Raw genomic sequence first — 11,650 nt, forward strand, 5'->3', positions numbered from 1 at the left:
GGCCGACCCGTGTTCACGCTCGCCGTCCTGATCCTGTTCTGGCTCATGTTGCTTGCCAACATGGCCTCGGCGGCGATCTTCGGCCGGGCGCTGGAGCGGATCTTTGCCGGCACGCTCTGCTTGATCAGCGTGGCCGTGCTGGCGGCATCGGCCTATGTGGCGCCGGCCGTGCTGGCAGGCATCGGGATCGCGTCGGACGGCGCGATCCTGCTGCTGGCCTGGGCCGTGGCGCTGCGCTCTGATCGCTACTGGCCGCTGTGGTTCGCCGCGATGCAATCGCTCGCGATTGTCACCCAGCTTGTCTCAGCCCTCGCGGTGGCGGTGCCCCATCTGGTGTTCACCAACCTCGCTGCGGTCTGGTCGCTGCCTGCGCTCCTGCTGATGACCTGGGGCACGATCGCCGACTGGCGCGCGCGCCGCGCGCCGCCGGAGCGCGGCAAGCCAGGACGCGCCGCGCGCGCCTGAGCGGCAGCCGCCGCGCCACGGCGACTAGCGTGCGCGCCCGCTCCGGTCGAGCCGGACCACGTTGCCCGCCGCCCCCTCTGCCGCCAGACCCGCCTCGGCCGTGCCGATGTAATCGCGCGTCAGCGGCACGGCATCGCGGTTGCGCACGATCTGGAACTGGAAGTTGACGAGATCGGCGTGCTCGAACGCGGTTGCCGCGCCCGCGAGGTAGAACAGCCACATCCGATAAAACCGGGCGTCGTAGAGCTCGACGATCCGCGCCTCGTTGGCGACGCAGCGCCGGTACCATTCGCGCAGCGTCAGCGCGTAGTGGCGGCGCAGCACCTCGACATCGCTGACCATCAGCCGGTTCGGCTCGATCGCGCGCAGCATCTCGCTCATCGACGGGATGTAGCCGCCCGGGAAGATGTACTTGCGCGTGAAGCCGTCGGTGCCGGTCGGCGGCCCGGCGCGGCCGATCGTGTGGATCAGCATCACCCCGTCGTCCGCCAGCAGGTCGTGGCAGGTGCGGAAGAAGGTGCGATAGTTGGGCACGCCCACGTGCTCGAACATGCCGACCGAGACGATCCGGTCGAACCGTCCTTCGACATCGCGGTAGTCGGTCAGGGCGAAAGTGACCTTGTCGGCCACGCCTTCGCGCTCGGCCCAGGCTTTGGCGTAGGAGATCTGCTCCTCGCTGAGCGTCACGCCGTGGACCCGCGCCCCGGTCAGGCGGTGGATCGTGATGGCAAGCCCGCCCCAGCCGCAGCCGATGTCGAGCACCCGCACGTCGGGCGAGAGGCGCAGCTTGGCCGCGATATGCGCGATCTTGGCTTCCTGCGCCGCTTCGAGCGTGGCGGTCTCGTCGGTCCAGTAGGCGCACGAATACTGGCGCAGCGGATCGAGGAACAGCTCGTAGAGATCGTTGCCGATGTCGTAGTGGTGCTTGACGTTGCGCCGCGAGGCGACGCGCTGGTTGCGCTGGTCGAGCAGGAAGGCGAGATGGTCGAGCGCCTTCTTGACCGGGCCGGGATTGTCGAGGTTGCCGCCGCGCTCCCACGGATTGTTGCGGCGGACGAGCCCGACGAAGTCCATGATGTCGCCGCCCTCGATCCGGGCGCGATCGTCCATGTAGGCTTCGGCGAAGCCAAGCGAGGGATCGCGCGCGATGGCGCCCGGCACTTTGGCGTCCATCAGCCTGAGCCCCAGATCGGGCCAGCCTTCCTCGCGCGTGCCATAGACCCGGGTCTTGCCCGAGCTTTCGGTGACGGTCAGCGTTCCCCGGCGGATCAGGCGCTTGAGCGCCTGGTCCAGCAACAGCATGCTCATGTGCATCTCCCGCAAGATCCCCGCCCTGCAATGCATGACGCGCGGCGAGCGTTCCCGCAAGCCGCGCGTCGGACAAGGACGGCCCTCGTCAGGACGACGCCGTGCTCAGCGCCGCCGTCGGGTCAGCGGCACTTGAGACCGCCGCGGTCAATCTCGCGGCCGAGCAGGCCACCGCCCGCCGCGCCCAGGATCGTGCCGAGCGCGCGGTCGCCGCTGGTGTCGATCGTGCGGCCGAGCAGCGCGCCGACGCCGGCGCCGATGATCAGCCCGGTCGTGCCGTTGCCGCGGCGGCAGTAGTAGCGGCCATCGCGCCCGCGCCAGACGCGGTCGTTGCGCGACAGGCGACGCGGCTCGACATAGCGGCCGTAGCGGTCGTAGGTGCCGGCGTAATAGCGCTGGGGACGCGCGTCGCGGCGATAGTCGTCGCGCCGCCAGTCGTCGCGATCATGCGCGCGGCGGCCATGCGCCGGAGCCCACGCCGGCGGGTCGGCCAGAGCCGGCGCGGCGGGAAGGGCGACAGCGGCAAGTACCGCGGCGATAACGAATTTCTTCATCGGTAAGCTCCCTGCTCCATGCAGCGAAAAGTCGAACGAGACGGGCAACGACGGGGGTGGACTTGCGATCCACAACGCCGGATGAACGCCTGCAGGGGCGCTGCCTTGCGCGACGAGCCGTGGCCGTGGCGCGACGGTCGACGCCGCAGGCGCGGACCCCGACCGCGATCCCGACCCCGGGCCATGGAGAAGGCGACGATGCAACTCGATCTGGTGGATGTCTTCGGTGCGCAGCCGCTGCGCGGCAACCCGCTGGCCGTCGTACGCGGCGGCGATGCGCTGAGCGCGGAGCAGATGCTGGCGCTGACCCGCTGGCTCGGGTTTTCCGAGACGACGTTCCTGCTGCCCCCGACCGATCCTGCCGCCGACTATCGCGTGCGGATCTTCTACCCCGCGGGCGAGCTGCCCTTCGCCGGGCATCCGACGCTGGGCAGCGCGCGCGCCTGGCGGGCGGCAGGCGGGGTGCCGCGCACGGCGGGCACGATCGTGCAGGAGTGCGGCGTCGGACTGGTCGAAGTGCGCGAGGAGGGCGAAACGCTCGCCTTCCGCGCCCCGCCGCTGCGCCGCGCCGGAGCGCTTTCGGACGAGGAGCGCGCGGCGGCGATCCGCATCGCCGGGGTCCGCGCCGAGCAGGTGGTCGATGCGGTCCATGCCGACAACGGCCCGGGATGGCAGCTGCTGATGCTGCGCTCGGCGGCGGACGTGCTTGCGGCCGAACCGGTCGCCCGCGCATCGGTGCCGACCGACATCGGGCTGGTCGGACCGTGCCCGCCGGGCAGCGCGGCGGCATGGGAGGTGCGCGCCTTCTTCGCGCGGCCCGACGGGACGCTGGCCGAGGACCCGGTCACCGGCAGCCTCAACGCGGCGATCGCGCTCGCGCTGGTCGAGCGCGGCGATCCGGGCGTTGCCGGCGAGGGCGGAGGCTATGTCGCCGCGCAAGGCCGCAAGGTCGGCGCCGATGGTCGGATCAGCGTGCGCCGTCAGGCCGACGGGGTGTGGATCGGCGGCCGCGCGGACATGGTGTCGCGCGATGGGATGTTACAATTTGGATAGTGCATTTTCCTACACGAGCCAATTTGGTTATCTGACGGGTTCCTTTGCAAGGAGCCACAGTGATGCCCAATCCGCCGATCCAGTTCCCCTCGACCTTCACCGCCGCCAATGCGGTGGCCTTCGCCAACCCCGACAACTCGGCCCAGACGGTCAGCCTCGATGCGCCGCTGCCGGTCGCGGTGACCAACCTGCCCGCCGCGCAGGCGGTCACGGTCTCGAACTTTCCCGCCAGCCAGCCCGTCACGGTCTCGAACTTCCCGTCGAGCCAGACGGTCTCGGTGTCGAACTTCCCCGCGAGCCAGACGGTCAACGTCGCCAACTTCCCCGCGAGCCAGACGGTCAGCGTCGGCAACTTCCCGACCAACCAGACGGTCACGGTGTCGAACTTCCCCGCGAGCCAGGCGGTCAACGTCGGTAATTTCCCGGCGACGCAGGCGATCTCGGCCGCCAGCCTGCCGCTGCCGAGCGGCGCCGCCACCGCCGCCGCGCAGGCCAACGTGCTGACCACGCTGTCGGCGATCTCGGCGCAGCTTCCCGCCAGCCTCGGAGCGAAGACCGCGGCGGCGAGCCTGTCGGTCGGGCCGGCGAGCGACCTTGCCAATGCCGAGCCGGCCGGCGTTCCGGTGACGGGCACGACGATGCCGACCGGCGGCGTCGGGCTGACCGGCTGGCTGTCGGCGATCTACCGCTCGTGCAGCGAAGGCGCGGCGATCTCGGGCAGTGCGACCTCGGCGACCACCGTCGTCTCGGCGAGCAACTCGCTCTACATGGGCGGCTCGTTCCAGGTGACCAATGCGGGCACCTCGTGCACCGTCACCTACGAGCAGTCGAACGACGGCACCAACTGGGTGACGCTGCCGGTGATCTCGTCCGCGACCGCCACCAGCGCGCCGACGACCACCTCGACCGCGACCGGGCTCTACAGCTTCACCTCGTCCGCCGCGTTCGTGCGCGCCCGGGTCTCGACCTACGGCAGCGGCACGGTCGCGATCACCCTGACCCAGAAGCAGCAGTCGAGCAGCTTCAGCGGCGTCTCGCTCGCCGGCGGCACTTCGGCGCTGGGCTCGGTCACGGTGACCGGCACCATCAACGCCACGACCGGCTACACCGACACCCAGACCGCGCTCGGCGCCTCGGCGAGCTTTACCGGCACCGCGCGCAACACCAACGGCACCCAGTACTGCTTCTTCAATGCCTGCGCCTATGCCGACCAGGCGGGCACGCTGTTCATCGACCAGTCGACCGACACCGGCACGACCTATCAGCCGGTCATGAGCCAGGCGGTCACCGCGGGCAGCGCGGCCAACCTCTCGGTCCGCCTGTGCGGCGGCCTCGGCGCGGGCGTGCTCTACCGCGTGCGCTACGTCAACGGCGCCAGCGCGCAGACCGTGTTCCGCCTGTCGAGCAGCTATACCGCGTCCTGATCCCGGCGCGGACCACCGCCGTCAGCCGAGCGCGGCCAGCTTCTCTTCGGCGAGGCGGTCGAGCTCGGCGCGGCTCTTCTTCTCGGCAGCGGTCTTGAGCTGCCCGCAGGCCGCGTCGATGTCGCGCCCGCGGGGCGTGCGCACCGGCGCCGAAATCCCCGCCTCGAACACGATCTCGGCAAAGCGCTTGATCCGCTCGGGGCTCGAGCATTCGTAGACCGCCCCGTCCCACGGGTTGAACGGGATCAGGTTGACCTTGGCCGGCAGCTTGTACTGCTTGATCAGCCGGACCAGTTCGCGCGCGTCGTCGTCGCTGTCGTTCTTGTCCTTGAGCATCACGTATTCGAAGGTGATGCGCCGGGCGTTCGAGGCGCCGGGATAGTCGGCGCAGGCCTGGAGCAGTTCCTCGATCCCGTACTTGCGGTTGATCGGGACGATCTCGTCGCGCACCTCCTTGGTCACCGCGTGAAGCGAGACGGCAAGGTTCACCCCGATCTCCTCGCCCGCGCGCGCCATCATCGGCACGACGCCGCTGGTCGACAGCGTGATGCGGCGCTTCGACAGGGCAAGGCCGTCGCCGTCCATCACCAGCTTGAGCGCATCGCGCACGTTGTCGAAATTGTAGAGCGGCTCGCCCATGCCCATCATCACGATGTTCGTCAGCAGGCGACCGTCGGGGGTATAGGCGCTGGCGGCTTCCTCGTCCTCGTCGTCGAAGTCGAGCCCGGCCATGGTGCCGCTGCCTTTGGGCCATTCGCCGAGTGAATCGCGTGCGAGCATCACCTGCCCGACGATCTCGCCCGGCGTCAGGTTGCGCACCAGCCGCATCGTGCCGGTGTGGCAGAAACGGCAGTTGAGCGTGCAGCCGACCTGGCTCGAGACGCACAGCGTGCCGCGGTCGGCGTCGGGGATGAACACCATCTCGAAGTCGTGCTTGTCCGCCGTGCGCAGCAGCCACTTGCGCGTGCCGTCGGTCGAGACTTGCGCCTCGACGATCTCCGGGCGGCCGATCACGAACCGTTCGGCCAGCCACGGGCGCATCGTCTTGGCGATGTCGGTCATCGCCTCGAAATCGGTCACGCCGCGGTGGTAAAGCCAGTGGAACACCTGCTTGGCTCGCAGCTTGGCGGCCTTGGGGTCGAGCCCGGCTTCACCGAACAGCTCGACGATCCGCTTCTTGGGCAGGCCGATCAGGTCGATCCGGCCATCGTCGCGCGGGGTCACGTCACGCGGCACCGGAACGGGGTCCGTGTGCCCGGGTATCGGCATCAGGGGGGTGTGCATGGGCGGCATATAAGGAATGTCGCGCGGATGCGCAAACGCTCGAGGGCCAGTGTGACAGTTTCGTCACAGGTCGTCGTTGTGTGAGGTTCAGGAAACCGCCGCTGCGCGAGGCCGTTCGAAGGACCAATGCCGCCGTGCACGTTGTGCAGTCCGGCAGGGGTATTTGAACGGAGTTTCAGTATGAAGAAGATCAGCGCCCTCCTTGCCGCCGGTGCGGCAGCGATCGCGGCCCCGGCATTCGCGCAGGATGCCACGCCCGCGCAGGAGTTCCAGGGCCTCAGGGTCGAAGGCCTGGTCGGCTACGACCACAACCGCTCGGGCAGCAGCGTCGACATCGACACCAATCGCGACATCAAGCAGTCGATCGACGGCGTCGTCTACGGCGTGGGCGTCGGCTACGACGTCGCGGCGGGCAGCAACTTCACCATCGGCGCCGAGGCCGAGGTGACCGACAGCAGCGCCAAGTGGGACAACAACAACGGCGTGCCCAACACCTTCAACCTCGGCCGCGTCGAAGCCGGCCGCGACCTCTACTTCGGCGCGCGCGCGGGCTATGCCGTGTCGCCCTCGACGCTGGTCTATGTGAAGGGCGGCTACACCAACGCGCGCTACAACCTCGAAGGCAGCGACGGCACCACCAACCTGCGCCAGCGCCTCGACACCGACGGCTGGCGGCTTGGCGCGGGCGTCGAGCAGAAGGTCGGCACCAATGCCTACGTGAAGGCCGAATACCGCTACTCGAACTATTCGAAGGGCGAATTCGACTTCAACGGCGACACGCCCGACAGCAGCCGCTTCAACATCGACACCGACCGCCACCAGGTGATGGTCGGCGCCGGCGTGCGGTTCTGATCGGGGAACCGACTAGCATCTGACGGTTTGACCGCCGACAGCACAGGGGCGGGTCGGGCAGCAGTCCGGCTCGCCCCTTGTCGTGCCTGCCATAAAGTAGTGTTGCTAAATAGGCACAATCATTTGTTGTATTCGTTTCAGGAAACCCTTTGCTCTCAAAGTCATTCGTGAGGGGACTGTCGGCCGGGTCGCCACCTTCCGGTTGTCGGCAGAAGTAAGAGCATGGAGTTTCATTTATGAAGAAGTTCATTGCAGCGCTTGCCGCTGTGTCCGCCATCGCCGTCGCCGCTCCCGCCTTTGCGCAGGATGCGATGACCGACGAGACCACGTCGCCCGCCCGGAACTTCAGCGGCCTCAGCATCAACACCGTGATCGGCTGGGACCACCTGCGCTCGGGCAGCACCAGGGACATCGATAGCAACGCCGACGTCAAGCAGTCGCTTAACGGCATCGTGTTCGGCGGCGGCATCGGCTTCGACGTGCCGCTGGGCGACCGCCTGACGCTCGGCGCCGAAGCCGAAGGGACCACGAGCTCGGCCCGCTGGGACAACAACAACGGCGTGCCCAACACCTTCAACCTCGGCCGGGTCAAGGCCGAGCGCGACTTCTACGCCGGTGGCCGCCTCGGCTTCGCGATGTCGCCCAAGACGCTGCTCTACGTGAAGGGCGGCTACACCAACGCCCGCTTCGCGCTGCGCGGCAACGGCGGCGGCTTCTCGAGCGAGCGGCGCCTCGACACCGACGGCTGGCGCGCGGGCGCGGGCATCGAGCAGAAGCTCGGCGACCACGGCTTCGGCCGTCTCGAATATCGCTACTCGAACTACCAGAAGGGCGAATTCGACTTCAACGACGACGTGCCGGACAGCGGCCGCTTCAACATCGACACCGACCGTCACCAGGTCGTTGCCGCGGTCGGCGTGCGCTTCTGATCGCCTGCTTCGATCGCCCGGCGCGAAGGCCCGGGCGTGTGGCGGGCCGGGGGCAACCCCGGCCCGTTGCCGTCTAGGCCGTGAACTCATAAACGGCGCCTTCGAGGTTTGAGGCAGAAGGGCCAGGTGCAAGGAGGGAAGGCGCAGGAATATGTCGATATTTCAAGCCTTCCCGACGCGGCAGATGGCCCTTCCGGTCAAATCCCGAAGGGACGTCAAAATGGCTTCCATCGCGAACCAAGCCGCCCTTGGAAGGGCAACCAGCCCTCCCGGCGGGCGCCTTGGCCCGCGCTGTTCGCCATTTTGACGCCTCGAAGGCGCCGTTTATGAGTTCACGGCCTAGCGCCGGGCGCAGGCGAGCGCGGCGGCGTCGAGCGCGCTGGGCAGGCCGGCGAGCCGCCACACCTCGCGCGTCACCCGGCCGGGTTCGCGCAGCGTTACGGTAAGCTCGGCCGCCGAGCGCATCGCCGCGACGATCGCGGCATCGCTGCGCCGGTCGGGCGCCCAGGCGCTGTTGCCGCCGGCAAGCAGCGCGAAGCTCTGCCCGCCGAGCGACAGCGTGACTTGCGCCGCGGCCGGGGCGACGCGGGGCAAGCGCACGTGGACCTGCCCGCGCACGTCGCGCGTCGGCCAGGTCGCCACCGTCAGGTAGGGCTGGAAGTCGCGCTTGCGCCCCGGCGCCGGCCGCGGCATCGCGATCGCATAGCAGCGCGGCACGCCGGGATCGCGGAACGCCGCCCAGTCGTTCCACACCCCCAGCGCATCGCGCGCCCGGGCGGCCGGGGCGAGGGCGAGGGGGAGGGCCAGCGCCAGCGCCAGCGCGGCGGCAACGGCGCGCGTCACCTCACGTCATCCCTCGAGCAGGTCGAGATAGGCGACGACGTCGTTGTCGGTCGCGAGGTAGAGCCCGTCCTGCACCGTCTCGCTCTGCGCCGCGGCAATCGCCATCGCCTCGTCGAGCGGGCCATAGAACAGCGTCTCGGCCTGCCCGCCCTCGACGCCGTCGCCGAGGTGATAGAGCCGCACGGTCGCTTCGCCGTAAGTCGTGCGCATCGCCGCTCAGTCGCCCTCGCGCTCGCGCCGCGCGCCGTCGAGCAGGCGGGCGGCGCGCGCCGCTTCGGCGCCGTCGCGCGCCTTCTCGGCGGCGGTCCGGCCAAACTTCGCGCGATTGCCCGCCGCCTGCGCCGCGGCATCGGCGCGCTGCCTTGCCTTGCGCGCGGTGCGAAGATTTACGATCTCGGCCATCAGGCGTGCTCGGTTCCGCGCTCTGCGCCATAGAGCACGCATTCGGCGCCGTCCTTGACCAGCGCCACCGAGCCCTGGACCAGCGAGGGCGCGATCGGCACGCCGTGCGCCGGATGGACCGGATAGCCCGCCATGATCCCGCGCAGCACCCGGCTGGAGATGCCGTGCATCACGACGACATGGTCGCGCCCATCGTCGCCGGTGCGCTCGATCCAGCGACGCAGGCGCGCGGCGATCGCGGGATAGTCCTCGCCATCGGGAGCGGGGCGCAGCAGATGGTCCTCGATGACGATCGGGCCGTGCTCGGCCTCGACGTCGGAATAGGAGCGCTCGCACCACGAGCCCATGTCGATCTCCTTGAGATCGGGGGTGCGGCTGGCGGCGAACCAGTCGATGCCGAGTTCCTCGGCGATCAGCGCGGCGGTCTGCAGCGCGCGGCCGGTCTCGGAAACGTGGAGCACCACCGGCGGCCGCTCGCCCAGTTCCTGGCGCAGCACCACGCCCATCTGCGTCGCCTGCTCGCAACCGAGCCGGGTCAGCGGCGTGTGGATGTGGTTCGACTGGAGGCGGCGCGCGGCGTTGTAGACGGTTTCGCCGTGGCGCATGATGAAGAAGCGCGAAGAGGTCATGGCCGGAGGCGATAGCGCGCCCGCACCGCGAGCGCCATGGCCTGCGCGTCCGGATCAGGCTTCGGGATAGCGCACTCCGACGATTTCCCACTCCTTCTCGCCGCCCGGCAGGCGGACCACGCGCAAATCGCCGAGGCGGGCGCCGCGCAGCGCGCGGGCGATCGGCGCGCTCCAGCCGATCAGGCCCTTGCTCGCGTCCTGCTCGTCGTCGCCGACCAGCGTGAGCGTGCGGCGGTTGTCGTCTTCGTCGGCGATTTCCACCGTGGCGCCGAACAGCACGCGCGTGCGGTCCTCCTGCCGCGCCGGATCGACCACGCGCGCCGCCTTCATCCGGCGGGCGAGGTGGGCGAGCTCGCGGTCGATCTCGCGCATCCGCTTGCGCCCGTAAAGATAGTCGCCGTTCTCGCTGCGGTCGCCGTTGCCCGCCGCCCAGCTGACGATCTCGACGATCGCCGGTCGCTCGGTGCCGAGCAGGTGGTCGTAGCGCGCGCGCAGCGCGGCGAGCCCGGCCGGCGTGATCGGATTTCCCTCTACCTTCATCACTCTGCCCTTAGGCGAGGCGCGCGCGCGGCGAAACCCGGGGCGTGGCGAACCCGGCGCGGGGCGACGCGGTGGGTATGGGGGCGGGGTGCGGGGGAGGGGCGGCGGGCAAGGGCGCGGTTGCGCTGCCGCTGGGCTGCGCTTAGGGCGGGCGCATTCCCCCAATGCGAAAGCGATTCCGATGGCCGAGACCTTTACCCTGACCGTGACCAGCGACGAACTCGAACTGCTGGTCGACGCGCTCGAGGCCGACCTCGAAGGCTATGTCGAAGCGGCGCAGGAAGCGCGCGGCTCGGGCAGCGGCGGCGATGTCGAGATGTTCAAGGACGCGGCGCTCAACATCCAGAAGCTGCTGAGCCGCCTGCAGGACATGCTGCCGGAATAAGCGACCGGCGGCTCGCCCTGCCGCCAGCGTCGAACCCCCACCCCCGGCCCCTCCCCACCGGGGAGGGGGGATGAAGCGGTGCGCTATCATGCTCCCTGCCAGGCGGGGAGGGGGTAGCACAACGCAACGCCAGCCCTGCTCCGCGACAGCCGGGGGGGGGAGAAGTGGCGTGGTATCAGCGCAAGCCCTGCTCCCCTCCCCGGTGGGGAGGGGCCGGGGGTGGGGGTTCGACGGCTCGCACACACGAAGCCATCCGGCGGCGAACCCGGACCTTTGCGCCTTGGGGAAGCGATGCGGACCTGCGCGACCGGCGCGGGCGCCATTGCGTGGCGCTGCGCGAAGGAGGGCGGTGAACGCTGTGGCGAGTGGCCTGCGGGGCGTTGGATCCCGCACGGCTCGGCCTTGTTCGGACGGGGGCTCGTATCCCTTGCGACGGCTCGCGTGCCGCATCGGGTCCGTAGCGAGTCCCTAAGGATAAGTTCCGGGATAAGCAGGGCCGCACGAGGGGGCCAGGCCGGACCGGAACCGGACTTCATGGGAGCGCTGCCACGCGGCTGAACCACCGCACCACATCCGCCCGTCCGTTGCACTGGCTGGGGTGTGCCCTGAGGGACTTGGGGCTTTACGCCCCCGCTCGCCGCATCTGGTGAGAGATCCGGCTTCCCGCAGCGCCGACCCGCGCCGGTCGCGTCGGGCCTCACCCCGCGTGGAGATCAGCCCGAAGGAGCGAGGAGCAAGCCGGCCATGCCGCTCCCGGTCCGTGGGGCGGCGTATAACCTATATGGTTAGTCGTGTCAAGATGGGTTGGGAAGGGTTGGGTTCGCGCAGAGGCGCAGAGGCGCGGAGAAGGAAGAGAGGGGCGAGGGGCAGGGCCCCTCGCGCTCCCGGGACGTCTTCCGGCTTTGGCCTTGCGGATGCGGCGCGGGGTGCGGGGGGCTTCGGGGGTTGTGCTGAAGGAAGGGCGGCCCTTCGACAGGCTCAG

The 11,650-nt window shown here is 69.6% G+C and carries 14 protein-coding genes; 6 read left to right on the top strand and 8 right to left on the bottom strand.

Features of this window, described 5'->3' with window-relative positions; all coding sequences use genetic code 11:
* Positions 1-9 precede the first annotated feature (9 nt).
* Positions 10-465: a hypothetical protein gene (locus K3A85_RS08190; protein ID WP_225205962.1), complete on the top strand. Its 456-nt coding sequence runs from the start codon at positions 10-12 to the stop codon at positions 463-465.
* 24 nt (positions 466-489) lie between these two features.
* On the opposite strand, the gene K3A85_RS08195 is transcribed toward K3A85_RS08190, so the two are convergent.
* Together K3A85_RS08195 and K3A85_RS08200 are read right to left on the bottom strand one after the other, a co-directional pair.
* Complete coding sequence (locus K3A85_RS08195; RefSeq protein WP_225206037.1) at positions 490-1,767, bottom strand: SAM-dependent methyltransferase; 1,278 nt, start codon at positions 1,765-1,767, stop codon at positions 490-492.
* 128 nt (positions 1,768-1,895) lie between these two features.
* Positions 1,896-2,327, bottom strand: coding sequence for a glycine zipper 2TM domain-containing protein (locus K3A85_RS08200; protein WP_225205963.1), 432 nt, complete (start codon positions 2,325-2,327; stop codon positions 1,896-1,898).
* Between the two features lie 198 nt (positions 2,328-2,525).
* Between K3A85_RS08200 and K3A85_RS08205 the strand changes: the two genes are divergently transcribed.
* Together K3A85_RS08205 and K3A85_RS08210 are read left to right on the top strand one after the other, a co-directional pair.
* Positions 2,526-3,380, top strand: coding sequence for a PhzF family phenazine biosynthesis protein (locus tag K3A85_RS08205; protein ID WP_225205964.1), 855 nt, complete (start codon positions 2,526-2,528; stop codon positions 3,378-3,380).
* A gap of 62 nt (positions 3,381-3,442) precedes the next feature.
* Positions 3,443-4,804: a hypothetical protein gene (locus K3A85_RS08210; protein WP_225205965.1), complete on the top strand. Its 1,362-nt coding sequence runs from the start codon at positions 3,443-3,445 to the stop codon at positions 4,802-4,804.
* Between the two features lie 21 nt (positions 4,805-4,825).
* On the opposite strand, the gene rlmN is transcribed toward K3A85_RS08210, so the two are convergent.
* Complete coding sequence (gene rlmN, locus K3A85_RS08215) at positions 4,826-6,088, bottom strand: 23S rRNA (adenine(2503)-C(2))-methyltransferase RlmN (RefSeq protein ID WP_404822904.1); 1,263 nt, start codon at positions 6,086-6,088, stop codon at positions 4,826-4,828.
* Positions 6,089-6,268: 180 nt separating this feature from the next.
* Here rlmN and K3A85_RS08220 point away from each other — a divergent pair, with 180 nt between their 5' ends.
* Positions 6,269-6,940, top strand: a complete 672-nt coding sequence (locus K3A85_RS08220; protein WP_225205967.1) for an outer membrane protein — start codon at positions 6,269-6,271, stop codon at positions 6,938-6,940.
* Between the two features lie 236 nt (positions 6,941-7,176).
* Positions 7,177-7,869: an outer membrane protein gene (locus tag K3A85_RS08225; protein WP_225205968.1), complete on the top strand. Its 693-nt coding sequence runs from the start codon at positions 7,177-7,179 to the stop codon at positions 7,867-7,869.
* A gap of 339 nt (positions 7,870-8,208) precedes the next feature.
* Here K3A85_RS08225 and K3A85_RS08230 read toward each other — a convergent pair whose 3' ends face one another.
* Genes K3A85_RS08230 through greB form a run of 5 tightly spaced genes read right to left on the bottom strand, consistent with a single transcriptional unit; the run spans position 8,209 to position 10,283 of the window.
* The gene (locus K3A85_RS08230) at positions 8,209-8,712 is read right to left on the bottom strand and encodes a hypothetical protein (protein ID WP_225205969.1); all 504 of its coding nucleotides are present in this window, start codon (positions 8,710-8,712) and stop codon (positions 8,209-8,211) included.
* 6 nt (positions 8,713-8,718) lie between these two features.
* Positions 8,719-8,922 carry a hypothetical protein gene (locus tag K3A85_RS08235; RefSeq protein WP_225205970.1) on the bottom strand — a complete coding sequence of 68 codons (204 nt, stop codon included), beginning with the start codon at positions 8,920-8,922 and terminating at the stop codon, positions 8,719-8,721.
* 6 nt (positions 8,923-8,928) lie between these two features.
* Entirely contained in the window at positions 8,929-9,114 is a 186-nt protein-coding gene (locus tag K3A85_RS08240; RefSeq protein ID WP_225205971.1) for a DUF4169 family protein, read from the bottom strand.
* Positions 9,114-9,743, bottom strand: a complete 630-nt coding sequence (locus K3A85_RS08245) for a histidine phosphatase family protein (protein WP_225205972.1) — start codon at positions 9,741-9,743, stop codon at positions 9,114-9,116. Before K3A85_RS08245 ends, K3A85_RS08240 begins: the two co-directional genes overlap by 1 nt.
* A 54-nt stretch (positions 9,744-9,797) precedes the next feature.
* Positions 9,798-10,283 carry a transcription elongation factor GreB gene (gene greB, locus K3A85_RS08250; protein WP_225205973.1) on the bottom strand — a complete coding sequence of 162 codons (486 nt, stop codon included), beginning with the start codon at positions 10,281-10,283 and terminating at the stop codon, positions 9,798-9,800.
* A 181-nt stretch (positions 10,284-10,464) separates the two neighbouring features.
* On the opposite strand from greB, the gene K3A85_RS08255 reads away from it, so the two are divergent.
* The gene (locus tag K3A85_RS08255; RefSeq protein WP_225205974.1) at positions 10,465-10,668 is read left to right on the top strand and encodes a hypothetical protein; all 204 of its coding nucleotides are present in this window, start codon (positions 10,465-10,467) and stop codon (positions 10,666-10,668) included.
* Positions 10,669-11,650: the final 982 nt, after the last annotated feature.

This window comes from Novosphingobium huizhouense, from assembly GCF_020179475.1.
Lineage (GTDB): Bacteria > Pseudomonadota > Alphaproteobacteria > Sphingomonadales > Sphingomonadaceae > Novosphingobium > Novosphingobium huizhouense.

What these genes read in the sequence shown, in the direction of transcription:
- K3A85_RS08195 (WP_225206037.1), bottom strand. Translation starts at nt 1,767, where the DNA reads ATGCTGTTGCTGGACCAGGCGCTCAAGCGCCTGATCCGCCGGGGAACG.
- K3A85_RS08200 (WP_225205963.1), bottom strand. Translation starts at nt 2,327, where the DNA reads ATGAAGAAATTCGTTATCGCCGCGGTACTTGCCGCTGTCGCCCTTCCC.
- K3A85_RS08240 (WP_225205971.1), bottom strand. Translation starts at nt 9,114, where the DNA reads ATGGCCGAGATCGTAAATCTTCGCACCGCGCGCAAGGCAAGGCAGCGC.
- K3A85_RS08235 (WP_225205970.1), bottom strand. Translation starts at nt 8,922, where the DNA reads ATGCGCACGACTTACGGCGAAGCGACCGTGCGGCTCTATCACCTCGGC.
- K3A85_RS08245 (WP_225205972.1), bottom strand. Translation starts at nt 9,743, where the DNA reads ATGACCTCTTCGCGCTTCTTCATCATGCGCCACGGCGAAACCGTCTAC.
- K3A85_RS08220 (WP_225205967.1), top strand. Translation starts at nt 6,269, where the DNA reads ATGAAGAAGATCAGCGCCCTCCTTGCCGCCGGTGCGGCAGCGATCGCG.
- rlmN (WP_404822904.1), bottom strand. Translation starts at nt 6,088, where the DNA reads ATGCACACCCCCCTGATGCCGATACCCGGGCACACGGACCCCGTTCCG.
- K3A85_RS08210 (WP_225205965.1), top strand. Translation starts at nt 3,443, where the DNA reads ATGCCCAATCCGCCGATCCAGTTCCCCTCGACCTTCACCGCCGCCAAT.
- greB (WP_225205973.1), bottom strand. Translation starts at nt 10,283, where the DNA reads ATGAAGGTAGAGGGAAATCCGATCACGCCGGCCGGGCTCGCCGCGCTG.
- K3A85_RS08205 (WP_225205964.1), top strand. Translation starts at nt 2,526, where the DNA reads ATGCAACTCGATCTGGTGGATGTCTTCGGTGCGCAGCCGCTGCGCGGC.
- K3A85_RS08255 (WP_225205974.1), top strand. Translation starts at nt 10,465, where the DNA reads ATGGCCGAGACCTTTACCCTGACCGTGACCAGCGACGAACTCGAACTG.
- K3A85_RS08225 (WP_225205968.1), top strand. Translation starts at nt 7,177, where the DNA reads ATGAAGAAGTTCATTGCAGCGCTTGCCGCTGTGTCCGCCATCGCCGTC.